This is a genomic window from Mesorhizobium australicum, assembly GCF_900177325.1.
GTDB classification, from domain to species: Bacteria; Pseudomonadota; Alphaproteobacteria; order Rhizobiales; family Rhizobiaceae; genus Mesorhizobium_A; species Mesorhizobium_A australicum_A.
On sequence record NZ_FXBL01000004.1, the window covers coordinates 3343862 to 3366481 of the forward strand.

General features: G+C 64.8%; 20 protein-coding genes. 10 read left to right on the forward strand and 10 right to left on the reverse strand.

Annotated features, from left to right (window positions below):
- Positions 1–15 precede the first annotated feature (15 nt).
- Positions 16–1947, reverse strand: a complete 1932-nt coding sequence (locus B9Z03_RS18985) for a hypothetical protein (protein WP_085465635.1) — start codon at positions 1945–1947, stop codon at positions 16–18.
- Entirely contained in the window at positions 1944–3461 is a 1518-nt protein-coding gene (locus B9Z03_RS18990) for an NAD(P)H-hydrate dehydratase (RefSeq protein ID WP_348529042.1), read from the reverse strand. The genes B9Z03_RS18985 and B9Z03_RS18990 overlap by 4 nt, the downstream gene beginning before the upstream one ends.
- A 382-nt stretch (positions 3462–3843) precedes the next feature.
- Here B9Z03_RS18990 and B9Z03_RS18995 point away from each other — a divergent pair, with 382 nt between their 5' ends.
- From B9Z03_RS18995 to B9Z03_RS19005, 3 genes are all read left to right on the forward strand, one after another.
- Entirely contained in the window at positions 3844–4182 is a 339-nt protein-coding gene (locus tag B9Z03_RS18995) for a P-II family nitrogen regulator (protein ID WP_085465636.1), read from the forward strand.
- Between the two features lie 56 nt (positions 4183–4238).
- A complete protein-coding gene (gene glnA, locus B9Z03_RS19000; RefSeq protein ID WP_085465637.1) occupies positions 4239–5648 on the forward strand; it encodes a type I glutamate--ammonia ligase in 1410 nt (469 codons plus the stop codon).
- A 236-nt stretch (positions 5649–5884) separates the two neighbouring features.
- A complete protein-coding gene (locus tag B9Z03_RS19005) occupies positions 5885–7627 on the forward strand; it encodes a hypothetical protein (protein ID WP_085465638.1) in 1743 nt (580 codons plus the stop codon).
- A gap of 63 nt (positions 7628–7690) precedes the next feature.
- On the opposite strand, the gene B9Z03_RS19010 is transcribed toward B9Z03_RS19005, so the two are convergent.
- Positions 7691–8317 carry a hypothetical protein gene (locus tag B9Z03_RS19010; protein ID WP_085465639.1) on the reverse strand — a complete coding sequence of 209 codons (627 nt, stop codon included), beginning with the start codon at positions 8315–8317 and terminating at the stop codon, positions 7691–7693.
- Between the two features lie 255 nt (positions 8318–8572).
- Between B9Z03_RS19010 and B9Z03_RS19015 the strand changes: the two genes are divergently transcribed.
- From B9Z03_RS19015 to B9Z03_RS19030, 4 genes are all read left to right on the forward strand, one after another.
- Positions 8573–8827, forward strand: coding sequence for a DUF4212 domain-containing protein (locus B9Z03_RS19015; protein WP_085465640.1), 255 nt, complete (start codon positions 8573–8575; stop codon positions 8825–8827).
- A 12-nt stretch (positions 8828–8839) separates the two neighbouring features.
- Positions 8840–10819: a sodium:solute symporter family protein gene (locus B9Z03_RS19020; RefSeq protein WP_085465641.1), complete on the forward strand. Its 1980-nt coding sequence runs from the start codon at positions 8840–8842 to the stop codon at positions 10817–10819.
- Between the two features lie 97 nt (positions 10820–10916).
- Positions 10917–11225 carry a YggT family protein gene (locus B9Z03_RS19025; protein ID WP_085465642.1) on the forward strand — a complete coding sequence of 103 codons (309 nt, stop codon included), beginning with the start codon at positions 10917–10919 and terminating at the stop codon, positions 11223–11225.
- 1 nt (position 11226) lies between these two features.
- Complete coding sequence (locus B9Z03_RS19030) at positions 11227–11553, forward strand: hypothetical protein (protein ID WP_085465643.1); 327 nt, start codon at positions 11227–11229, stop codon at positions 11551–11553.
- Here B9Z03_RS19030 and B9Z03_RS19035 read toward each other — a convergent pair.
- Genes B9Z03_RS19035 through crcB form a run of 4 tightly spaced genes read right to left on the reverse strand, consistent with a single transcriptional unit; the run spans position 11545 to position 14657 of the window.
- Positions 11545–12333, reverse strand: a complete 789-nt coding sequence (locus B9Z03_RS19035; protein ID WP_085465644.1) for an ATP12 family chaperone protein — start codon at positions 12331–12333, stop codon at positions 11545–11547. The genes B9Z03_RS19030 and B9Z03_RS19035 overlap by 9 nt on opposite strands.
- A gap of 14 nt (positions 12334–12347) precedes the next feature.
- Entirely contained in the window at positions 12348–13268 is a 921-nt protein-coding gene (locus B9Z03_RS19040; RefSeq protein ID WP_085465645.1) for a DMT family transporter, read from the reverse strand.
- Positions 13265–14245: an RluA family pseudouridine synthase gene (locus B9Z03_RS19045; RefSeq protein WP_085465646.1), complete on the reverse strand. Its 981-nt coding sequence runs from the start codon at positions 14243–14245 to the stop codon at positions 13265–13267. The genes B9Z03_RS19040 and B9Z03_RS19045 overlap by 4 nt, the downstream gene beginning before the upstream one ends.
- Before the next feature lie 34 nt (positions 14246–14279).
- On the reverse strand, positions 14280–14657 hold the full coding sequence (gene crcB / locus B9Z03_RS19050) for a fluoride efflux transporter CrcB (RefSeq protein WP_085465647.1): 378 nt from the start codon (positions 14655–14657) through the stop codon (positions 14280–14282).
- Between the two features lie 198 nt (positions 14658–14855).
- On the opposite strand from crcB, the gene B9Z03_RS19055 reads away from it, so the two are divergent.
- Positions 14856–15956 (forward strand): hypothetical protein, encoded by a 1101-nt coding sequence (locus B9Z03_RS19055; RefSeq protein ID WP_139832329.1) that lies wholly within the window; start codon positions 14856–14858, stop codon positions 15954–15956.
- Positions 15957–15959: 3 nt separating this feature from the next.
- Here B9Z03_RS19055 and B9Z03_RS19060 read toward each other — a convergent pair whose 3' ends face one another.
- From B9Z03_RS19060 to B9Z03_RS19070, 3 genes are all read right to left on the reverse strand, one after another.
- Entirely contained in the window at positions 15960–17270 is a 1311-nt protein-coding gene (locus B9Z03_RS19060) for a replication-associated recombination protein A (protein ID WP_085465649.1), read from the reverse strand.
- Positions 17271–18761: a DegQ family serine endoprotease gene (locus tag B9Z03_RS19065; RefSeq protein ID WP_085467756.1), complete on the reverse strand. Its 1491-nt coding sequence runs from the start codon at positions 18759–18761 to the stop codon at positions 17271–17273.
- Between the two features lie 92 nt (positions 18762–18853).
- A complete protein-coding gene (locus B9Z03_RS19070) occupies positions 18854–19906 on the reverse strand; it encodes an aldo/keto reductase (RefSeq protein WP_085465650.1) in 1053 nt (350 codons plus the stop codon).
- Positions 19907–20056: 150 nt separating this feature from the next.
- On the opposite strand from B9Z03_RS19070, the gene B9Z03_RS19075 reads away from it, so the two are divergent.
- Positions 20057–21244 carry an aromatic ring-hydroxylating oxygenase subunit alpha gene (locus B9Z03_RS19075; RefSeq protein ID WP_085467757.1) on the forward strand — a complete coding sequence of 396 codons (1188 nt, stop codon included), beginning with the start codon at positions 20057–20059 and terminating at the stop codon, positions 21242–21244.
- A gap of 47 nt (positions 21245–21291) precedes the next feature.
- Positions 21292–22602, forward strand: a complete 1311-nt coding sequence (locus B9Z03_RS19080; protein WP_085465651.1) for a hemolysin family protein — start codon at positions 21292–21294, stop codon at positions 22600–22602.
- Positions 22603–22620 lie beyond the last annotated feature (18 nt).

Below are 22620 nucleotides of genomic sequence, written 5' to 3' on the forward strand. Positions count from 1 at the left end.
GCCTTCTCCATCCCCTCACCACGGCGTCGGGTGATTGTCGATCCGCATCTGGAAGATGAAATAGGTCGGCGAGCAGAACCCCTTTCGCTTGACCTTCGCGACGCCCGGCGTGTCGGCCGGAAAGGCTTGGCACATATAGTCCTCGCGGCAGAACGTATCGGCCGAGCAGGTCGGCCGGTTGCCGCGCACGACCGCCGCGCCGAGGCAGGACTCGAAATCGTTGGTCGCCACGCACAGGTCGAAAGCCTTGCCGCCGGCCAGCCCGCAGATCTCGCGCGGCTCGGGTTTTCCGGGCCGGAAGTCGGCAAAGGTCCGGTCGCGGTCGGTGCAGGCGCGGTAGGCGATGCCGGCCGGCACGCCGATCTTCGGCGGGCGGCAATTGTAGGTCTCGCGGTTGATCGCCGCCGCCTTCGCGGTGAACGGCGCGGAAACCTTCATCCGATCGTTGAACGGCTGAGAGGCGTTGGTCGCGATCTCGCCGGTCACGCAAGGATGGCCGGAGAACATGTTCGGCGAATCCGCCGGCAACAGGCACTGGCCGAGCTTTGCGGGCACGCCGGAGGCGCTCGCGAGCGCCGTGCAGGCCAGCCCCGCCTCGCAGTCCCAGCCGGATGCAAACCCGTTCGCTTCCTCCGGCAGCAGGCATGACATGCCGGCCTTGGCCGGCCTGTAGGCGACCGTATCCGCGGTCCATTCCGCGGGTGGCGCAGACGACAGCTGGCGGAACCGGTCCGGCGTGTTTCCCGCCACCACCGCGGCGAGCCACGCTTCGCGGCGCGGCAGTTCCGCCGCGACATGAGGCGAGAGGCCGACCTCGATCCGGTTGAGCGGCGAGGAATCGGCGTCGTCCTTGCCAATGAAATGGAAGCCCGCCGTCGAACCCGCCTGGTGGCAACCCTGGCATGAACCATTCTCCAGCCGCGCGATCAGCGCCTGCGGCGTCTTGAGCAGACGCATCCCGTCGAACGCGACATCCGCGAAGTCTGCCGGGTCGAACAGCGGCTCGAACGGCCGGTTAGCCAGCCGCACGCTGCCGAAGGTCGAGTAGGACACCACCTTCCGCGCCAGGAATTTCTCCGGGATCTCGTAAACGCCGACATCGACCGCCGCGACATTGTCGCGAACATAGGCGGCAAGCTCGGCCTTCAGGGCGGCGTCGGACGACAGCAGCCCCGTATCCGGCGTGTTCTCAAGCGGCTTTTCCGTCACTGTGTCGCCGTCGATACCGAAGATGCGCATCAGATAGGCCGCCTGCCCGCCGAACTCGGTCTCTTGGCCGGAGGGAAAGCGCACCACCTGCGCGTTGAGCTCGATCTGCTTCAGGCGCAGCTCCGCCTTGTCCAGCGCTCCGCCGGCGAGCCAGCCAGCATCGAGCGCCTCGTCCAGCCCCGGCGTCCAGCGCGCCGCGGCCGCCTCGCACCCGCCGTCCTCGTCCGGCAGCACGGAATAGACGGCGTTGAAGTTGAACGGCATGCGCGAGGCCATCGTCCGCTTCTTTGCCTTGAACCTGTACGCGAGCCGGTAGATCAGCCGCACCTCGCCGCAGCCAGTCTCACCGCGCAGGTCGGCGAAGTCGCGGCGGTCCATCCGGTTGACCAGCCCGACAAGCCGGAAACGCGCCGCGTCCGTCGCAAGCCAGCGCATGTCCATGACCCGGCCGACATTGCCGTCCGTCACCTCGAACAGCGCCCGCCCGCCGGCCTTCATCTCGGCGCGAAGCTCAGCCACGTCCTTAGAGATGATCGAAACGATCGACCGATATGCCGGCGACGCCGCTTGCAGTGCCGCAAGTCCGGCGCCCGCCTCCACGCCGAACACATCCTCGAAGGCGTAGCCCCTGCTCTCCAGTTCCGTAAGCAGCGCGCGGTCGTCGATATAGAGAACCGGCGATGCGTGGGCCGGCAAGGCCATGAGCAGTGCGAGAACGAAAAAGACGAAGCGGATCATCGAACGGCGGCCCCGGCGAACAACTCCTTCAAAACCCCCGGTACAATCCCGGGCAGATCCTCCGCGATCAGTCCCGGCCCGAAGCGGCGGCCGGCCTCGGCGTGGATCCAGACCGCCGCGCAGGCCGCGTCGAACGGGTTCATCTGCTGGGCGGCGAGCCCGGCGACGATCCCCGCCAGCACGTCGCCGGAGCCCGCGGTCGCGAGCCATGGCGAGCCGTTCGAGTTGATCACGGCGTGCCCGTCTGGATCCGCGACCACCGTGTCCGGTCCCTTCAGCACCACCACCGCATGCGCGCGGACGGCAGCCTTACGTGCCTTCTCGACCTTCGAAAGCGTGCCGTCGCGCGCAATGTCGGAAAACAGCCGCGCGAATTCTCCCTCATGCGGCGTGAGCACGAGGCGCGCCTTCGACGCACCGGCCGAGATGAACAGCGAAGCCGGCGCATCCTTGAAGGCGGAGAACGCGTCGGCGTCGAGGACCAGGGTGAACGGAGCGGCCGCAGTGTCGAGCAGCGCCAGCGCCGTCTCTCTCAGCCTGTCGAAATCACCAAAGCCGGGCCCGAGCACCGCCGCGCGGACCTTCCGCTCGCTGACGAAATCCGCAACGTCGGAGACGCTCTCGACCCGCCGCACCATAATGGAAGTGAGATGCGCGGCATTCACCTGCAGCGCCGACGGCGGCGACAGCACCGTCACCGCCCCTGCCCCCGCCCGCGCGGCCGCGAGCGCCGAGAGCCGCGCCGCCCCGGTCGCGGTCGGCGGCCCCGAAAACACGGCGACATGGCCGCGCGCATATTTGTGCGTGTCGGTCGACGGCGCGGGCAGTGCCGCGGCCCACAGCGCGGGCAGGTTTTCGTTCAGCGCGCGCGAGCCGATGACGCGTTGCGGAATGCCGATGTCGGCGACGACGAGTTCGCCGCAGAGCGATCGGCCGGGCTCGAGCAGATGTCCCGGCTTCTTGCGCGCGAAGGTGATGGTGAGATCCGCCTTCGGGCATGGCCCGTCGGCGCGGCCCGTCAGCCCGGAAAGCCCGGAAGGAAGGTCGACCGCCACCACGGGCACGCCTGCCCCCTCGATTGCCCGGAAAACCGGCCGGAAAGCCTGGTCGAGCGGCCGCGCGAGACCCGCGCCATAGAGCGCATCGACCACGACGCTCTCCGAATCAGGACGGTAATCACCGAAGGGTTTCGCCGCGACCGGACAGTCTGCCGCGGCCTTCGCCGCGTCGCTTCCGGCCCGCGGCGCGCCTTGCGCCCACAGCCCGACTAGGCACCCCGCCTCCGCCAGGAGTCGCGCCACGACATAGCCGTCGCCGCCATTGTTGCCGGGGCCGGCGAGCACGTCGAATCGCGCCGCGCCGGCATATCTCCGCAGCAGCTCGGCTGCGATCGCAGCACCTGCGTTGCGCATCAGCCCGTAGCCGTCGAACGGGCCCGCTTCGATCGCGGCGCGGTCGACGGCGCCCATTTCGTCCGGCGTCAGGATTTCATGCGGCATGGCGGCGCGGAGCATCCCCTTATGTCCGGCAGGCTACTGCATCGGCCCGCAAACCGGAATCGGTTTCGGGCGGCACGATACGACAAAAACAACCTGGAGCGTCCGATAGCACGCCTGGCGCTCTAGCGTGCTTGCGCCGGTTCTGGCAAAGCGGCAATGTGCTTATGTTTTAGGCGTCCTGCATCGCGTTTGATCAACCTGGAGTGAAATGGTCGTGAATCGCTCCGTGTCGGATGCGCGGGAGGTGCGACGCCGCCAACCCAAACTGCGGCGCCTGCCTGTGCGGGCGTCGTTTTTGCGCAGTTGCATAGAGCGGGCCGGGACTGGCATGCTTCGTGCTTAACGTCGTCCGGGACGGGCCGATTGCCCGTTTTCCCCATGCGGAGGCTATGTCCAGATGAAGAAGATCGAAGCGATCATTAAGCCGTTCAAGCTCGATGAGGTGAAAGAGGCGCTGCAGGAAGTCGGCCTGCAGGGCATCACCGTCACCGAGGCGAAGGGTTTCGGTCGCCAGAAGGGTCACACCGAACTCTACCGCGGCGCCGAATACGTGGTGGACTTCCTGCCGAAAGTGAAGGTCGAGATCGTCCTCGGCGACGATGCGGTCGAGGCGGCCATTGACGCCATCCGAAAGGCGGCGCAAACGGGTCGCATCGGCGATGGAAAGATCTTCGTGTCGAACATCGAGGAAGTCATCCGCATCCGCACGGGCGAAACCGGCCTCGACGCCGTCTGATCGACACAACGTCGACGTATATAACAGCCGTCATCCACACTAGGGAAAAACGACCTATGACGACAGCCAAAGACATCATGAAGCAGATCAAGGACAACGACGTGAAATTCGTCGACCTCCGCTTCACCGATCCCAAGGGCAAGATGCAGCACGTGACGATGGACGTCGTCGAGGTGGACGAGGACATGTTCGCCGACGGCGTCATGTTCGACGGCTCCTCCATCGCCGGCTGGAAAGCCATCAACGAATCCGACATGGTGCTGATGCCCGACACGGACACGGTCCACATGGACCCGTTCTTTGCGCAGTCGACCATGGTCGTCATGTGCGACATCCTCGACCCGATCTCCGGCGAGGCCTACAACCGCGATCCGCGCGGCACGGCCAAGAAGGCCGAGGCCTACATGAAGTCGGAAGGCATCGGCGACACGATCTATGTCGGCCCGGAAGCCGAGTTCTTCGTCTTCGACGACGTCAAGTACAAGGCCGATCCCTACAATACCGGCTTCAAGCTGGACTCGACCGAACTGCCGTCGAACGACGACACCGACTACGAGACCGGCAATCTCGGCCACCGTCCGCGCGTCAAGGGCGGCTACTTCCCCGTGCCGCCGGTCGATTCGCTGCAGGACATGCGTTCCGAAATGCTCACCGTCATGTCCGAGATGGGCGTGCGCACAGAAAAGCACCACCATGAGGTGGCTGCCGCGCAGCACGAACTCGGCCTGAAGTTCGACACGCTGGTCCGCAACTCCGACAAGATGCAGATCTACAAATATGTCGTGCACCAGGTGGCCAACGCCTACGGCAAGACGGCCACCTTCATGCCGAAGCCGGTCTTCGGCGACAACGGCTCGGGCATGCACGTCCACATGTCGATCTGGAAGGGCGGCAAGCCGACCTTCGCCGGCAATGAATATGCCGGCCTGTCGGAGAACTGCCTCTATTTCATCGGCGGCGTCATCAAGCACGCCAAGGCGGTCAACGCCTTCACCAACCCGCTGACCAACTCTTACAAGCGGCTGGTCCCGGGCTATGAGGCGCCGGTGTTGCTCGCCTATTCGGCGCGCAACCGCTCGGCCTCGTGCCGCATCCCCTTCGGTTCGTCGCCGAAGTCGAAGCGCGTCGAGGTCCGCTTCCCCGATCCGGGCGCGAACGCCTATCTCGGCTTCTCCGCGCTGCTGATGGCCGGCCTCGACGGCATCAAGAACAAGATCCATCCCGGCCAGCCGATGGACAAGGATCTCTACGACCTGCCGCCGAAGGAGCTGAAGAAGATCCCGACCGTCTGCGGCTCGTTGCGCGAAGCACTCCAGTCGCTCGACAAGGACCGCGGCTTCCTCAAGGCCGGCGGCGTCTTCGACGACGACCAGATCGACGCCTACATCGAGCTCAAGATGGCCGAGGTCATGCGTTTCGAGATGACCCCGCATCCGGTCGAGTTCGACATGTATTACTCGGTCTGATTACTCGTTGATCTCACATGCAAGCCCTTGGAAACAGAAACAAATTGCCATTCCAAGGGCTTGCCGACCTATCTATCCTTCGCTCTTGCAATAATAGGCAGTAGAGCGTAAACAAGAGCAGTGACAACTTCAAAGGTTTGCGGGCTTTGAAGGCGTGTCCCATCATTCAGAATTGCAGTTAGCCAGGCACCTTTCTTGAAGTCTGCGCCGGTTGGTCGCGGAGCGAGGGGTTCGTCATGCATCTGTTCTCAATGTGCCGGCGCGTCGCCGCGGTTGTATTTGTCCTGGGCGCGCTTGCGTGGCCGCAGCATGCAGATGCTGGGGTGCTCGAGAGGAACTACCTCCCCCAGTGGATGCCGATGCCGAGGTTCATACCTGGCCCGCCACTGTGGCTGCCGCCTGTCCCGCCACCTGCCGGGGGCGGCGAGATTTATTCGCCATCGCAGACCGCCACCTACGAGATGTCCAACATCGGCGGCTACAGCTTCCCGCCCTGCGAGCGCAATCCGGGCGGGCTGATGACGAAGACACAATGGGGTTCCGCCGCGTTCCGGCAGGCGGGGCGTATAGTCGTTCATACATTCGGCAGTGATTTCGATACCGTGCTTGCGGCCTACCGCGGATCTTCCTGCGGAGCGCTCACCCTCCTTGGCTTCAACGACAACCGCATCGTTTCGGGAATCAGCACCAGCCAGAGCCTTCTGCAGTTTGATGTCGCGGCCAACACCCAGTATCGGCTGCAGATCGGAGGTCGGAACGGGGCGGAGGGTGACATCTATGCCAACGTCTTCCGTCTGCCTTCAGGCGGCGGCCTGTCCGTTTTCCTGGCAAAATATGGCGGCGCGTCCTTTGAGGGACGGGACTATGTCTGCGAACTCGGCTACACCCATGCGCCGACATGCCCCGCTGCGACATTCGTCGTCCACAACAGCACCGGCCACACCCTGAACGTCACTCCCTCATCCAGCCTTGGCGGGGCCTTCGGTGTCCCGGCCGCATTCTCGCTCTCGCCCGGGCAGGCGAAAGCAGTGACCTTCAACTACAATACGGTGTTCAACAGAACGACGCTCCGCACCGTGGTCGGCTATTTCACGTTCAGTGGGCGCGTCGGAACAACGCTCGTCAGTCGCGCCTACTCTCGCGGTCTGGTCAGCGTGAAGTCCCAGACGGGCTATGGTGCGAATGTCTTGCGTGCCGCCGTGGCAAATCAGGTGCGCACAGCCTACGTCAATGAGGGCGTCTATTTCGACGTGAAGATATCGAACATCGGAACCCAGGCTGCGACCGGCTGCCATGCACGTTCCAAGGTCTTTTCCCGCCTCAAGACGTACTGGCAGCTATTCACGCCCCCCTCCACGACGGGAACCCCGAGTGTGCCGGTCACGATTCCCGCCGGTGGCTACAAATGGCTCCGCGTCTGGATGGCGAGCCAGTCTGCCCGAGATGGCGACCCGCTCTCGCTCGGCGACATCATCATAGATTGCGCGAACACGGCCGAACTCGCCTTAAACGCGGCTAATCGCTTCGACCTGACGTCGTTCGGCTCTTTCCCGCTTCGGAACGTCGTCGTTGCTGCGGTTTCGCCGACGACCGGCGTGCTGAATGTACCGCCGACGGGCATCGCCAAGTTCCGCGTATCGGTCAAGAATACCGGCCCGGCCGTTCAAATGCGGGTCAACGGCTTTTACGAGAGCCCTTTCGACGACCCCGCAAATTCACGTTTCACCGTCACCGGCATTTGCGCCGCCAACGCCGCTGGCGCCTGCACCGGCCCAAGCGGGAGCACCGTCCTCATCTATAGTTCCGCCCAGAACGTCACCAATTACTTCAACGTCTTCGTGAGGGCACCGGCCGTCAATCCCGGCTACGACCCCTCCAGGCGCCGCATTTTCCTGAACGTCAAGCAGGACACACCTGCCAACGTCTCCACCGACTATGTCCTCGTTGGCACGCGCGGCATCGCCGTCAGGAAGAATTGAACGTCCAGCCAGCATGACGCCTGGCGTCGGTGAGAAACCCACTTGCCGGAGACTCGCTCAACGTCAATTCCTGCCGAGCAGGTCGTCGGCCAACGCGGCAAGATCCGCCGCCTTGAGGAAATCCTCATGCGCGCGCAAAAGGTTCATCCGCAGATTGTTGCGGATGTAGTCGTAGTCATGCCCGACGAGGCTCTGGTGGATCGGCAGCGCCTTGTGGATCAGCCGCGCCATCGGCTCCGCCATCAGCCGCACCGGCCGTGGCGCATCCAGCTGTGTCGCCTGCAGCCGTTCGCGCACGAGATCGCGCGCCTTCGACCAGAAATCGTCGGGCTCCCCCGCCGGAAGCGGGTGGCGTTCGAACACCGTCGCGGCGATCGCCTCGATCGCCTCCGGTAGGCGGCGCTGGCGTAGTCCCGCGGCCGGGCGGATGGTCCCCTCCAGCATCTCGGCGAGCATCGCGACCGCCGGCGGGAAGCTCTGCCAGCACGACGCGGTCAGCTTCTGGCGGAATTCCTCTTCGGAAAACAGCTTCTGCCAGTAGACCCCTGCCCTCACGCGGCAGAACTCAACGACGCATTTCTGCGCGAGAAATGCCGCCCGCGCATCGAGAAAGTCCTCCAGGGCCGCGGCCGTCGCGACCGGCGGGTCCTTGTGGAATACCGTTGAAACGAGGTTGTCGATCAGGCCCATGATGTGTCCACCCGCTGTTCAGGCACCGTATCCGTGTCCATCGGGCTGCGCCAGCCTCACGACGTCGGCACCCGTCGACCGATTCTAAAGTTGAATGCGCAACGACCTCTTACAAATGTTACCAAATTGGCAACGTCGTACGAATCCGCAGGAGGTGGGATTCGCTGCGGGGTGTGCGAGGTGGAGCCTCGCAGGGGTGGAGAATTAAGACGGCGGCTCGCGAGATGCCGCGACAAGAGGAGGAGGGAATGCGAAATGGCCACGCCTGATCGCGTAAGTTACTGGAACAAGACCAGGAACCTCATGATCGTCATGATGGCTCTGTGGGTCTTCTTCGGCTACGTCGTCCACATGTTCGTGGGCTCGCTGAACAACATCGTCATCCTCGGCTTCCCGCTCGGCTATTACATGGCCGCGCAAGGGTCGCTGATTGCCTTCGTCATTATGCTCTTCGTCTTCGCTGGCCGGCAGAACGCCATCGACGAAGAGCATGGCGTCGCTGAAGAATAAGCGGAGGCGACCATGGCAAACACAACTGTCTCGGGAGGTGACTTCACCTCCAATCTCGGCCGCATCTACGGAATCTATACCGGCGGCTTCATCGCCTTCATCATCCTGATGGCGATCCTCAGCGCGATGGGCGTGCCCAACCGCATCATCGGCTACATGTTCGTGGGCTTCACGATCGCCATCTATGCCGTCATCGGCATCCTCTCCCGCACCATGCAGGTCGGCGAGTACTACGTCGCTGGCCGCCGCGTGCCTGCGATCTACAACGGCATGGCGACGGGCGCGGACTGGATGTCCGGCGCCTCCTTCGTCGGCATGGCCGGCACGCTCTACGCGCTTGGCTATGATGGCCTCGCCTTCGTGCTCGGCTGGACGGGCGGCTATGTGCTGGTCGCGGTGCTGGTCGCGCCGTTCTTGCGCAAGTTCGGCGCCTATACGGTCCCGGACTTCCTGTCGGCCCGCTACGGCGGCAACTTCGCCCGCCTGATCGGCGTGATCGTGCTGTTCTCCTGCTCGTTCACCTATGTCGTCGCGCAGATCTACGCCACCGGCATTATCTCGGCCCGCTTCCTCGGCCTCGACTTCAACGTCGCGGTCTATGTGGGTCTCGCCGGCATCTTGGTCTGCTCGATGCTCGGCGGCATGCGCGCCGTCACTTGGACGCAGGTCGCCCAGTATATCGTGCTCATCATCGCTTACCTGATCCCGGCGATCTGGATGTCGACGGTCAAGACCGGCGTGCCGATCCCGCAGATCATGCAGGGTCAGGCACTTCAGGGCATCGCAGCGCTGGAACAGGCACAGGGCATCGCTGTCGGCCATGCGACTCCGTTCGCACATGGCGGCTACAACGCCCTGAACTACTTCCTGCTCATCCTCTGCCTGATGGTCGGAACGGCCTCGCTGCCGCACGTCCTGATGCGCTACTTCACGACGCCGTCGGTGCGTGAGGCGCGTGTTTCGGTCGCGTGGTCGCTGCTGTTCATCTTCATCCTCTACTTCACGGCGCCGGCTTACGCGGCGTTCGCCAAGTGGACGATGCTCGACCTCGTTGCCTCGGGCCTTACACCGGACAATATTGCGGAAAAGGCCTCGTGGATGTTCCGTTGGGCAGCAGCCGACAACGCGCTGGTGCAAATCTGCGGCAAGGCGGCGGTTGACGCGGCAGCCGTGGCAGCGGCCTGTGCCGAGCAGGGCGTGACCAACATCGCCTTCTCCAACATCAACCTCAACGCCGACATGATCGTGCTGGCGACCCCGGAAATGGCAGGCATGCCCTATGTCATCTCCGGTCTCGTCGCTGCGGGTGGTCTCGCCGCTGCTCTGTCCACCGCGGACGGACTGCTTCTGGCCATCGCCAACGCGCTCAGCCACGACATCTACTACAAGATGATCGACCAGAACGCGCCGACCGCCCGTCGGTTGGTGGTGTCGCGCATCCTGCTCGTGGTCGTGGCGATCCTGGCGGCCTATGTGGCCTCGACCAAGCCGGCGGACATCCTGGCGATGGTCTCCTGGGCCTTCTCGCTGGCTGCCGCGGGGCTCTTCCCGGCGCTGGTTCTGGGCGTCTGGTGGAAGCGCAACAACTCGGCAGGCGCGGTCGCCGGCATGATCGCGGGCTTCGCGGTCTGCATGTATTACCTGCTCGGCACCCGCTATGGCGCCGTCGGGTTCTACGAGATGTGGAGCGGGCTCTCGACGGCTTCGGCCGAGGCGGTTCAGAAGTTCGCCGATCTGAAGGCGGCTTGGGAAGCCGCGGCTCCCGACGCCAAGGCAGCTGCCTGGACGGCGCTCGACAAGCATGCGCAGACGATCGCGAGCTGGTGGGGCGTGAAGAACCTGTCGGCGGCCGCTTTCGGTCTGCCGGTGGGCTTCGCGGTCATGATCGTCGTCAGCCTGCTGACGAAGGCCCCGTCGCAGGCGATGCAGGATTTCATCGAGGAAATCCGCATCCCGCGCGGCAAGACCGTGATGGAAGAAAAGACGGCCTGATCCCGGCCGTCGCGACTGAAGGCGGGGTCCAGCCATGGGCCCCGCCTTCTTGTCGCCGGTTGCTTTGCCGCCGAATGTCCGCTTCAAGTAGCCGAGCATGAGCGATTTCTGGACTTATTGGTATATCCACATTCCGAACTTCGTGCTGGCGGCGATTGCCTACACGCTGGCGGGACGTTTCCTCCTCGGTCTTTTCGTGCCGCGGGACTGGGACAACTACATCTGGCGCTTTTTTCGCCTGATCACGGATCCGGTCGTGAATGTTGTGAGGAGGATCACGCCGAGCGCGGTCGCCGACCCGGCGGTGGTGCCGCTCGCCTTCTTCTGGATCATGGCCTTGAGGTTCGTCTTCCTCGCTACCATGATTCATCTCGGCATCGCGCCGGCCGCGTCATCGGGAGCCTGAGATGGATCGAAACGTGCTTGTTCCTGTGATGGGACTGTCGATCCTCAACGGCATCTTCTCGCCCTATATGCTGATCGTCTACCTGGCGAACTGGTTCTGGTACCCGTCCACAATCCTGCCCGCCTCGCCCCAGATCGTCGTCATGCTGAGCGCGATCATTTTCGCCACGTTGACGCTGATGGTCGCCGGAGTCCCTGCCGCACTCTACGAGCGTGCAAGAGGCCCACAGGGCGGCGCGGTCGCCGGCATTATCTGGATCGTCGCCGCCGCCGTTCTGACCCTGCCGGCAGTCCCGAATGCCCTTCGGGTGCTCGGCGTCTCAGCCTAGCGCAGCGATCAGCCGCGCGGCGGCAAGCATGTCCGCCTTGCGGAAGGCGCGGCGATGCTCGGCCTCGGCGTCGGTGCCCCACTGCTCGATGTTCCAGTCCTCGTCGACATGGGCCGCCATCCAGGCTGTCTCCACGTCCCAGGCGCCGGCTTCTACCGCCAACGCCAGCAGCGCCGACCCGGTCAGCGTTGTCATGACATGCATGGCCGCGAGCCGGAGCGGCTCGAACCGCGCCGCGACGTGGCGGCGCACCGCCTCGATCGCCTCTTTTGGCTGCTCGATATGCATGACGCCCTCAGCGAGGAAGAACCGAGCGCCCAGGTCCTTGCGGAACCAGTCGAGCACCGGGTCCCACGCAGCCGCCTGCCGCTCGACGAGTGCTTGCGGCGCGGCGGCGCGATAGAAAAGCAGGTCCGTGCCGGCATATTTGACGATCTCGTCGGCCACCGGCTGCGGTTCCTTCGAGACGCCGTCCACCGTCGAGTTGGCGATGCGCGTCACCGGCATCGTCACGGGATTGATCTCTTCGCCCTGCGCGGCGAACTCGTCGGCGACAAGCGTCGTCGCCTGCCGCGTCGGCAGGGTCAGGATCGCGCGCCCGGGCGTGCGCACCGGTTTGCCGTCGAGCAGCACCGCAAAGCCCCCGTCGCGCTCGCCGACCGACACCTCGGCATAGAAGCGCTTCGGCAGCGGTATCTTCGACTGGATCTGCGCCCGACGCACCGGATCGGGATCCGAGAAGTGCTTTCCGGCTTCGAGATCTTCGAGAAGGTCGCGCATGAGATACTCTTCCGTCAGGCTGTGGGTGGAACGGCCTGGCGCGGCCGATTGACGATGAGGAGCCCGGCCGCGATCAGGCCCAGCGACAACAAAAGCCACCACGACAGGGGTTCGTCCAGAAGGACGCCGCCCTGTATCACTCCAAACGCCGGTGTCAGAAATATGAAGCTGGAGAGCGACGACGCCGGATAGCGCCTTATCATCCAGAACCACGCGATGAAGGCGACCGTGGTGATGAAGCAGGCCTGGAACAGGATCGCGCCGATCGGCAGCAGGCCAGGATCGCGCAGGATGGGACCGGCGAAGGGCAGGAGCAGCGCCGAAAACGGGATCGACACACCGAGCTGGTACGACAGAACCTTTTCCGCGCTGGCGTCGGACAGTCTCGACTTCTTGATGACCAGAATGATCGCCGCCCAGATCGCGCTGGCCGCCAGGTTCATGAGATCGCCGATCCACGCGTCCGGACCTGGCAGGCTCAGACGATCGCCGAAGATCACCGCCACGCCTGCGAACGCCAGGACGAGCCCGAGCACCTTTGTCGTGTCCATGCGTTCGCCAAGCAGATAATGCGCCCCGATCAACATGAAGAACGGCATCATGTTGGCGAGCAGCACCGCGCGCGCCACGCTGGTGAATTCCAGCCCGACGAACATCAGGACGAACTGGAGGCCGAAGAGAACGCCGACGAGCAGGCCGGCCCTCAGTGTGCCGTCGCTGTGGAAGAGCGGGATCTGCCGCCAGCGGCACCAGAGCAATATGAGAACGATGGCGATTGTCGAGCGCGCTGTGACGACGAAGATCGGGTTGAAGCCCATGTTCGCGACCTTGGTCGCGATGTTGCTGAGGCCAAAAGTGAAGGTGAGCCCCACCATCGTCACGACGGCAAAGGTGTCGAGGGCGTCGCGCCGCTCGAAGGTGAGCGTCGCGGTCATCCTTCGGCGCTTGCCTCGTCGAAGCCGAGCAGGTTCCAGGCCTGCACCATATGTGGCGGCATCGGCGCGGAGACGTCGATCGTGCCGCGTTCCGGGTGCGGGATCACGATCCGCCGCGCATGCAGGTGCAACCGGTTCTGCAGGCCGCCGGGAAACTCCCAGTTGGTGTCCGCCTCGAAATATTTCGGATCGCCGATGATCGGGCAACCGATCGCCGCCGCATGGACGCGAAGCTGGTGGGTGCGGCCCGTATAGGGCTCCATCTCCAGCCAGGTCAGCGCCTGCGCCGCCTGTTCGACGATGCGATAGTAGGAGACCGCATGGTCGGCGCCCTTTTCCCCATGCTTGGCCACGCGCATGCGGTCGCCGTCCGGCGTCTGCTCCTTCACCAGCCAGGACGAGATCTTGTCCTCGCGCTTCGGCGGCACACCCTTCACCAACGCCCAGTAGGTCTTCTTCGTCTCGCGGGCACGGAAGGCCTCGGCGAGCTTCATCGCCGCCAGCCGCGTCCGCGCCACGACGAGCACGCCGGACGTGTCGCGGTCGAGCCGGTGGACCAGCCGCGGCTTCTCGCCCTTCTTGCTGCGCCAGGCTTCCAGCATGGAATCGACGTGCCGGTTGACACCCGATCCGCCCTGTACCGCCAGCCCCGCCGGCTTGTTGAAGACGAACACCTTGTCGTCCTCGTAGAGCAGCATCTTGGCGAGCACGTCGCCGTCGTGCTGGTCGCGGATGGTGCGGGCGGTCAGTGCGCTCTCGCCCTTCTTGTCGATGTCGAGCGGCGGCACGCGGACCAACTGGCCCGGCTCCACCCGCGTATCTGTCTTGGCGCGGCCGCCGTCGACCCGGATCTGGCCCGAACGCAGCAGCTTCTGGAGATGGCCGAAGCCGAGTCCCGGATAATGGCTCTTGAACCAGCGGTCGAGCCGCATGCCCGCTTCGCCGGCCTCCACCGTGATCTGTTCGACGCCTGCCATGGATTTCACTTCCTTCAGAGGCGGCGCAATAGCATCAGGCAAGGCTTCTTGCGAGCCACAATCCGGCGAAGATAGCGGCGAGCGTCCCGGCCAGCGTCACGCCGACATAAAGTGCGGCGAGCGAATGCGCCCCGCGCTCCCATAGCACGGCCGCGTCCAGCGAAAAGGCCGAGAAGGTGGTGAAACCGCCGAGGACGCCGGTCGCGACGAACAGGCGCACGTCCTGTGTCGCACCGAACTTCCGCGCGATCAGCTCGATCAGCACGCCCATGGCGAAGCAGCCGGCAAGATTGACCAACAGCGTGCCCCACGGAAAGCCGGCGCCGAACCAGCGCAACGACGCCACGTTGACGAGATGCCGCAGCGACGACCCGATCGCGCCGCCGGCTGCGACGAGGAGGAGATGTTTCATGCAGGTGTTTTCAGATGGACACGGCGCAAGGTCAATCTCCCGCTGAGCAGACTGCTCGAGGACGCATCTGTCCCGCACAAATCGCGACCTCGAGTTGATCCTGGCCGGAACCGAGATGCTCCTATTTCGCGCATCGGCATCTTCCATTTCGCGCTAAAATTGCATACTCTTGATACATGCCTGCATTGGGGGTGCGATATGCGCAGTCAGCCGCTCTTATTCATCTGCTTTCCCGCCATTCTTGCAGCAATTCTCTACATTGGCTTGCACTATCCGACGGAAGCACTCGTGACCGAAGTGATGGCGAAGGCGGAGACCACCCGCGAACGCGTGTTGCGCCTTGACGAGGCGGTGAAGCGAGCGGAGGCGAAGGCAAAGATCGATTGTGACGGAACCTCTGCCGAATCGGTCCGCTGCATCAAGAGTTCGAGCGCCAAGGCGACGGCTATCGCTGCCGCCACCTCGGCGCGGACTGAGCAGGTCGGCCTGCGCGCGGCACTTCAGGCCGAAGCCAATCAGATTCTTGCCCTCCTAGCGGCGCAACTCGCGCTCGTCGCTGCAATCGCATGGGCAATCACTCGATACCTCGCCGGAAAACCGAATCCCAAAGCTCCCTTCTACGTATTGCGGCGCTCCGCGCTCGCTGTCATCGGCCTGTTGGTGGTCATCGCAGGACTGTCTGCCCTCGCTGGCCTCGACCCTTGGTCGCAAGCGCTGGTCACCGCCGCCACGACGCGCCTGTCGGCTGAGGGTATCGCTGAGCCTACGCTTCGTTATCTGCTCACCGGGGCCTCGTTCGGGTTTTCACTGTTCGCCGGCGTGCTGGCCGCAGTATCGGTCGCGGCGGCGCTGCTTGCCGTCACCTACGATCCTGATGTCAAGTCGGCCGCCATGATCGACGACGACCTGCTGCGTGCGACCTTACCTCGCCGAAAGGCGCTCCTGCAGGGACTTCTCGGTCTCGCGACGTTGTGCTTCCTCGTGACGATGGGCCTGGTGGCCCGTCTCGGAGATTTTTCTCTCGCGGTCATTCCCGCGACAGGCTCGGACGCGACACGCAAGATCCTGGACAGCCTGTCGAACTCGGTCGAGATGTATTGGGGAATCGGTCTGTCGCTGCTGCTTGCGGCCATCTTCATCCCGCCGGCCGCCTATCTTCTCGAAAAGGACCCGGAGTCGACCCGCACCAATATGGGCTTCATCGACATCCTTGGCGACGACACGTTCAAGAAGGTCCTGGCGGTGTTGTTCATCGCCGCGCCGGCCACGTTCCCGTTGTTGGCGAAGTGGATCGGTTGACCGTCAGGTTCTCCGTTCCGCGCGCAGCTTCGCCCAGAACTCCAGCCACTTCCTGATCTCGCGCTCGAAGCCGCGCTCAGGCGGATCGTAGAATGTCTGCCGGCCCATCTTCTCCGGGAAATAGTCCTGCCCCGAGAATGCGTCCGGTTCGTCATGGTCGTAGCGATAGCCGGCGCCGTAGCTCTCGTCCTTCATCAGCTTGGTCGGCGCGTTGAGGATGTGCTTGGGCGGCAGCAGCGACCCGTACTGCTTCGCCGCCGCCGTGGCGCCCTTGAAGGCCGTGTAGACGGCGTTCGATTTCGGTGCGGTGGCGAGATAGACGCAGGCCTGTGCGAAGGCGAGTTCGCCCTCCGGCGAACCGAGATAATCGTAAGCGTCCTTCGCGGCCAGCGCCACCTGCAGCGCCTGCGGGTCGGCAAGTCCGATGTCCTCCACCGCCATGCGCACCAGGCGCCGGCCCAGATAGAGCGGGTCCTCGCCGGCGTCGAACATGCGCGAGAGATAGTAGAGCGCAGCGTCCGGGTCAGAGCCGCGCACCGATTTGTGCAGAGCCGAGATCAGGTTGTAGTGCCCGTCCTGCCCCTTGTCGTAGATCGGCGCGCGGCGCTGGACGATGCGCTGCAGCCCGGCGGAATCGAACACCTCGCCGGGCTTCGCCGCCCGCCAGACTTCCTCGGCCAGCGTCAGCGCCGCGCGGCCGTCGCCGTCCGCCATGCCCACCAGCATCTCGCGCGCCTGGGCGTCGAGCGGCAGCGCCTTTCCCTCCTCGGCTTCCGCCTTCATGAGCAGCTTGCCGATGCTTTCCGCGGAATGCGACTGGAACGTCAGCACCCGCGCGCGGGAGAGAAGAGCAGCGTTGAGCTCGAACGACGGGTTCTCCGTCGTCGCGCCGACCAGCACCACCGTGCCGTCCTCCATCACCGGCAGGAAGGAATCCTGCTGCGCCCGGTTGAAGCGGTGGATCTCGTCGACGAACAGCAGCGTCTGTCGCCCGTTCGCGCGCCTCAGTCGCGCGGCGTCGAACACCTTCTTCAGTTCCGCCACCCCGGAGAACACCGCCGAGATCTGCTCGAAGGCGAGCTTCGTCTCGCCCGCGAGCAGACGCGCCACTGTCGTCTTGCCGGTACCCGGCGGACCCCAGAAGATCATCGAGCCCAGCGTGCCGGAGCGGATCATCCGCGTCAGCACGCCGTCCTCGCCGGTCAGGTGCTCCTGCCCCACCACCTCGTCGAGCTTCGTCGGCCGCAGCCGGTCGGCCAGCGGCCGACCGGGCTCGGGCGGTCTCGATGTCGGATCGTCGAACAGATCGGCCATTCAGTACCTGAGCACCTGGGTCATCAGCCGGCCGTCGCGCTCGATGGTGAAGCGCCACAGTCGCGTCTCCTGCGATGCGGCGACCTGCATCTGCTCGGCCGTGTCGATCTGACGGCCGTTCACGGCGCGGATGATGTCGCGCGGCTGCAGCCCGACGCGCTCCGCCGTGGAGTTGCGCGGCGTCTCAACGATCACCACGCCGCGCAGGTTGGTCGGCAGGCCGAGCCGGTCCGCGCTGCGCGGCGACAGGTCAGTCACCTTCGCCCCGCCGAACGGACTGTTGCCGTCGATCGTGATCTCGCGGTTGGACTTGCCCTCCGGCGCGCGCTCGAGCTTGACCTTGACCTCGGTCTCCTTGCCCTGCCGCAGCACTGTCAGCGCAATCTCGGCATCGATGTTCTGCACGGCGAGCCGATAGCCCAGCGCGTCGACATGCTCGATCGCCGAGCCGTTCATCGCCAGCACCACGTCGCCGGGCTTGAGGCCGGCGCGGCTCGCAGGGCTGTCCTCGTCGACGGAGGAGATCAGCGCGCCCGAAGGCCTCGGCAGGCCGAGCGCCTCGGCCACCTGCGGCGTAACCGCCTCGAAGCCGGCGCCGACATAGGGCCGCTCGAACACGTCGCTGCCGTTTTCGGCCGCGTTGACCACAGCGCGCACCATGTTGGACGGAATGGCGAAGCCAATGCCGTTCGAGCCGCCGCCGCGCGAATAGATCGCGGTGTTGATGCCGATCAGCCGGCCCGACATGTCGAGCAGCGCCCCGCCCGAATTGCCGGGATTGATCGCCGCGTCCGTCTGGATGAAGAAGCCGAAGTCGGAAATGCCGACCCGGTTGCGCGCCAGCGCCGAGACGATACCGCTCGTCGTCGTCTGGCCAACGCCGAACGGATTGCCCATCGCCAGCACCAGGTCGCCGACTTCGAGCGCGTCGCTGTCGCCGATCGGAATCGTCGGGAACGGCTGGTCGGACGTAATCCTGAGCACCGCGAGATCGACACGCTCATCCTTCAGGATTACTGTGCTCTCGAACTCGCGCCCGTCCGACAGCGCCACCTTCACTTCGTCCGCGTCGCGGATCACGTGGTAGTTGGTGACGACGATGCCCGACTTGTCGACGATGACGCCGGAGCCAAGCGAGGACTGCTCGCGCGGCGGCAGCCCGCCGCCGCCGAAGAAGCGCTCGAAGAACGGATCGCCCATGAAAGGCGAATTCTGCCGCACCACCTGCGAGGCATAGACGTTCACGACGGCGGGCGCGGTCTGCTTGACCAGCGGCGCGAAGGAAAGCTGCATCTCCTCACGCCCGAACGGTACCCGCTTGTCGACGACGCCCGGCTGGGCGCTTTCCGTGCCCCGCAGCATATTGCCGAACAGGTCACGGATCGATCCGTTCTCCTGCGCCAGCGTTGGCCCCGCCGCGAGCGAAGTGCAGAGTGCGAGCGTCGTGATCAGCAGACGTGTGTTCAAACCGAATCTCCCTTTCCGGGCCATGTGCGGACGCGCGCCATTGTCACCGCGATTGTGCAGATTGAAAGGCTGACTTTCGCGCGACTTTGCGATTCGGCCATGGCTCGCAACGCCCCTCAGGGGCATGGGTTTCCCGTGCGCTGGTGGATCGCGTCGACCGCCTCCTGCATCTCCGTCGTCCATGTGACGCTGGCCGACGACAGCGCCATGTCGAGCTGGGCGATCGATGTCGCACCGATGATGTTCGACATCACGAAGGGCCGGCTGCACACGAAGGCGTTGGCGAACAGCGCCGGCTCCATGCCGAAGGAGCGCGCGAGTTCATTGTATTCGAGCTGCACCTCGGCGGCGTTCGGCGTCTCGTAGCGCTGGCCGCGGTTGAAAAGCTGCGAGCGGGAGCCCTGTGGCCGCGCGCCATGATCATACTTGCCCGTGAGATAACCTTGCGCCAGCGGCGAATAGGCGAGCAGGCTCACCTCCTCGCGGTCGGACACTTCGGTAAGGTTCACCTCGAAGGTGCGGTTGACGAGATTGTAGGCGTTCTGCAGCGAGGCCGGCCGCGGCCCGTTGCCCTTCTCGCTTTCGAAGATGAAGCGCATCACGCCCCACGAGCTTTCATTGGACAGGCCAAGATGCCGGATCTTGCCTGCCTTCACCAGTTCTTCGAATACGGCGATCGTCTCGGCGATCGGCGTCTCGTCCGCGTCGCGCTTCGCCGGCCAGTTGCCGACGCGGTTCGGGTTCGAGCCCCACGGCACCCGCCGCTCGGGGAAGTGGATCTGGTAGAGGTCGATGTAGTCGGTCTGCAGCTTCTGCAGCGAGCCTTCGACCGCGTGCATAATGTCCTCGCGTACCAGCTTCGACGGACGGCCGCCGCGGAACCAGTCGTTCGTCGTGCGGCCGACGACCTTGCTCGCCAGCACCACCTTGTCGCGGTTGCCGCGCGCCTTCATCCAGTTGCCGATGTAGCGCTCGGTACGCCCTTGCGTCTCCGCCTTGGGCGGGATCGGGTAGAGTTCGGCCGTGTCGAGGAAATTCACGCCCCGCTCGAAGGCGTAGTCCATCTGCGCATGCCCCTCGGCTTCGGTGTTCTGCTGGCCCCAGGTCATGGTGCCGAGGCAGATTTTCGAGACGACGAGATCGGTGCGACCGATGCGGCGCATGTCCATGGATGTCACTCCGGTAGTTTGGCCGGCGGATCGCCGGAGGCGGGATCGACGGCTTATACTCAAACGGCCCCGCGCATCCAAGACTCGCGGGACGATTGACAGCATGGCCCGTTCGGGTGTCCGCTGGTCATGTTCCCCGGCGAGGCGCCCATGACGCTCATCCAGAAGCAGACGGCCGATCCCTACAACGGGCTCCGCAGCGCGGAGCCGACCCTTCCCTCCGCGGACTACCACGACCCCGAGCGGTTCCGCGCCGAGATGGACGCGATCTGGAGCCGCAACTGGATCAATGTCTGCCGCTCGAGCGACCTCGACGGACCGCGAACGTTCCGCACCGTGCGCATCGGCACGCAGGAGATCGTCCTCCTGCGGGACGAGGCCGGCGTCCTGCGCGGCTTCCACAACACCTGCCGCCACCGCGGCTCCGCGCTGTGCACCGAAAACGAGGGCAGGCTGAAGGGCAGGCTCCTCGTCTGTCCCTATCATTCGTGGTCCTACGCCACGGACGGACGGCTGATCGGCGTGCCGTCGAAATTGCTTCCGCCCGGCTTTGACAAGGCGGATCATGGCCTCTACCGGGTCGCCGTCGAAGAATGGCGCGGCTTCGTCTTCGTGAACCTCGACGAGCGACCGGCGCGATCCGCCGCCGAGACCTTCGACGCCGGCACGGTCAGCCTCGCCAACTGGCCGCTGGAGGACCTCACTGTCGGCCATCGCTACGTCAAGCGCATGCAGTGCAACTGGAAGATCTTCTGGGAAAACTTCAACGAATGCCTGCACTGCCCCAACGTCCATCCCGAACTGTCGAACCTGGTGCCGATCTACGGCCGCGGCTTGATGGCCCGGCACGACGATCCGCACTGGGAAAAACACGCCGACGATCATTCGCCTGAATATTCCGGTGGGCTGCGCCAGGGCGCCGAGACCTGGTCGATCGACGGCAAGACCCACGGCCCGGTCTTCCCCCGCCTCTCGGAGGCCGAACGCGAGGCGGGGCAGAGCTACGCAACACACCTGCCGTCGATGTTCGTCGTCGGACATGTCGACTATGTCCGCAGCGTCCGCCTGATGCCGGTCGGTCCCGAGGAAACGGAGCTGACCGCGGAATGGCTCTTCCCTGCCGAGCCGCTCGCTGCGGGAAACATCGACGTCGATAGCATCGTCGCCTTCGGCCGCCTGGTGCTGGATCAGGACGCCGCCATCTGCGAGATCAACCAGCGCGGCCTGCGCTCCAGGCGTCACCGCGAGGGCGTGCTCATGCCAGAAGAATATGACGTGCACCGCTTCCAGCAATGGGTGCGCGGCGAGATGCGGGCCGCTGACATATCGAAGGCGTGATTGCGGCGGTATTGGGTTTCCCGACATTGCCGTGCTAGGGGAAGCCCATGCTTTACGTCGAATTGCTGCTCGTCCTCGTTCTGACCTTGCTGAACGGGTTGCTGGCGATGTCCGAACTGGCAGTGGTTTCCTCCCGCCCTGCCCGCCTCAAGGGAATGGCCGACCGTGGCGTCAGTGGCGCCAGACGCGCGCTGACGCTCGCTGCCGATCCCGGAAAATTCCTCTCCTCCGTCCAGATCGGCATCACGCTGGTCGGCATCCTGTCGGGCGCGATCTCCGGCGCAACGCTCGGCGACCGGCTGAGTGAGTGGCTGATCACGCAGGGCGTTCCCGCGCGCTGGGCCTATGTCGCCGGCGTCGGCCTGGTCGTGACCGGAATCACCTATCTGTCGCTGATCGTTGGCGAGCTCGTCCCCAAGCAGCTCGCCCTCAAGAATCCCGAGCGCATCGCCTCGGCGGTCGCGCCGCTGATGTCGTTCATCGCCACCGTCGCCGCTCCCGTCGTCTGGGTGCTCGACAAGTCGGGCAAGCTCGTGCTCACGCTGCTCGGCCAGGCGAGCGAGAGCGAACAGCGTGTCACCGACGAGGAAATCCGAACGATCGTGGCGGAGGCCGAAAGCGCGGGTGTGCTGGAACCCGGCGAGCGCGAGATGATCGCCGGCGTCATGCGTCTCGGCGACCGGCCGGTGCGGCAGGTGATGACGCCGCGCTTCGAGGTCGACGAGATCGACCTGTCCGACAGCCCCAGCGAAATCATCGCCAAGATGAAGGAAAGCCAGCATTCGCGCTTTCCCGTGCACGAAGGCAATCCCGACGAGGTGATCGGCATACTCTGGGTCAAGGACGTGCTCGACGCGGGGCGCAGCCTCAAGACTGCTGATCTCAGGGCGCTGGTGCGCGAAGCTGCGATCATCCCAGAAACGATGGACGCGCTCGACGTGGTCGAGGTCCTGAAGAAGTCGGCCGTCCACATGGGTCTCGTCCACGACGAATACGGCCACTTCCAGGGCGTCGTCACCTCGTCCGACATCCTCGAGGCGATCGTCGGCAGCTTCGCGACCGACGAAGGCGCGCCTGAGCCGGCCATCGTCAAGCGCGACGACGGATCGCTCCTCGTCGCCGGCTGGATGCAGGCCGATGAGTTCGCCGAGGAGCTCGGCCTCGTCATTCCCGAGAACCGCGGCTACGACACAGTCGCCGGCTTCCTCATCGAATCCTTCGGTCGCCTGCCCGCGGTCGGCGACCATGTCCTCGTCCAGAACTGGAAATTCGAGGTCATGGACTTGGACGGCCGCCGCATCGACAAGGTTCTCGCTTGCCGCCCGCCGGTCACCGCGCGCGGCAAGAAAACGGCCTGAGCCTGTTCATAAGAGCTC

What these genes read in the sequence shown, in the direction of transcription:
- B9Z03_RS18985 (WP_085465635.1), bottom strand. Translation starts at nt 1,947, where the DNA reads ATGATCCGCTTCGTCTTTTTCGTTCTCGCACTGCTCATGGCCTTGCCG.
- B9Z03_RS18990 (WP_348529042.1), bottom strand. Translation starts at nt 3,461, where the DNA reads ATGCTCCGCGCCGCCATGCCGCATGAAATCCTGACGCCGGACGAAATG.
- B9Z03_RS18995 (WP_085465636.1), top strand. Translation starts at nt 3,844, where the DNA reads ATGAAGAAGATCGAAGCGATCATTAAGCCGTTCAAGCTCGATGAGGTG.
- glnA (WP_085465637.1), top strand. Translation starts at nt 4,239, where the DNA reads ATGACGACAGCCAAAGACATCATGAAGCAGATCAAGGACAACGACGTG.
- B9Z03_RS19005 (WP_085465638.1), top strand. Translation starts at nt 5,885, where the DNA reads ATGCATCTGTTCTCAATGTGCCGGCGCGTCGCCGCGGTTGTATTTGTC.
- B9Z03_RS19010 (WP_085465639.1), bottom strand. Translation starts at nt 8,317, where the DNA reads ATGGGCCTGATCGACAACCTCGTTTCAACGGTATTCCACAAGGACCCG.
- B9Z03_RS19015 (WP_085465640.1), top strand. Translation starts at nt 8,573, where the DNA reads ATGGCCACGCCTGATCGCGTAAGTTACTGGAACAAGACCAGGAACCTC.
- B9Z03_RS19020 (WP_085465641.1), top strand. Translation starts at nt 8,840, where the DNA reads ATGGCAAACACAACTGTCTCGGGAGGTGACTTCACCTCCAATCTCGGC.
- B9Z03_RS19025 (WP_085465642.1), top strand. Translation starts at nt 10,917, where the DNA reads ATGAGCGATTTCTGGACTTATTGGTATATCCACATTCCGAACTTCGTG.
- B9Z03_RS19030 (WP_085465643.1), top strand. Translation starts at nt 11,227, where the DNA reads ATGGATCGAAACGTGCTTGTTCCTGTGATGGGACTGTCGATCCTCAAC.
- B9Z03_RS19035 (WP_085465644.1), bottom strand. Translation starts at nt 12,333, where the DNA reads ATGCGCGACCTTCTCGAAGATCTCGAAGCCGGAAAGCACTTCTCGGAT.
- B9Z03_RS19040 (WP_085465645.1), bottom strand. Translation starts at nt 13,268, where the DNA reads ATGACCGCGACGCTCACCTTCGAGCGGCGCGACGCCCTCGACACCTTT.
- B9Z03_RS19045 (WP_085465646.1), bottom strand. Translation starts at nt 14,245, where the DNA reads ATGGCAGGCGTCGAACAGATCACGGTGGAGGCCGGCGAAGCGGGCATG.
- crcB (WP_085465647.1), bottom strand. Translation starts at nt 14,657, where the DNA reads ATGAAACATCTCCTCCTCGTCGCAGCCGGCGGCGCGATCGGGTCGTCG.
- B9Z03_RS19055 (WP_139832329.1), top strand. Translation starts at nt 14,856, where the DNA reads ATGCGCAGTCAGCCGCTCTTATTCATCTGCTTTCCCGCCATTCTTGCA.
- B9Z03_RS19060 (WP_085465649.1), bottom strand. Translation starts at nt 17,270, where the DNA reads ATGGCCGATCTGTTCGACGATCCGACATCGAGACCGCCCGAGCCCGGT.
- B9Z03_RS19065 (WP_085467756.1), bottom strand. Translation starts at nt 18,761, where the DNA reads ATGGCCCGGAAAGGGAGATTCGGTTTGAACACACGTCTGCTGATCACG.
- B9Z03_RS19070 (WP_085465650.1), bottom strand. Translation starts at nt 19,906, where the DNA reads ATGGACATGCGCCGCATCGGTCGCACCGATCTCGTCGTCTCGAAAATC.
- B9Z03_RS19075 (WP_085467757.1), top strand. Translation starts at nt 20,057, where the DNA reads ATGACGCTCATCCAGAAGCAGACGGCCGATCCCTACAACGGGCTCCGC.
- B9Z03_RS19080 (WP_085465651.1), top strand. Translation starts at nt 21,292, where the DNA reads ATGCTTTACGTCGAATTGCTGCTCGTCCTCGTTCTGACCTTGCTGAAC.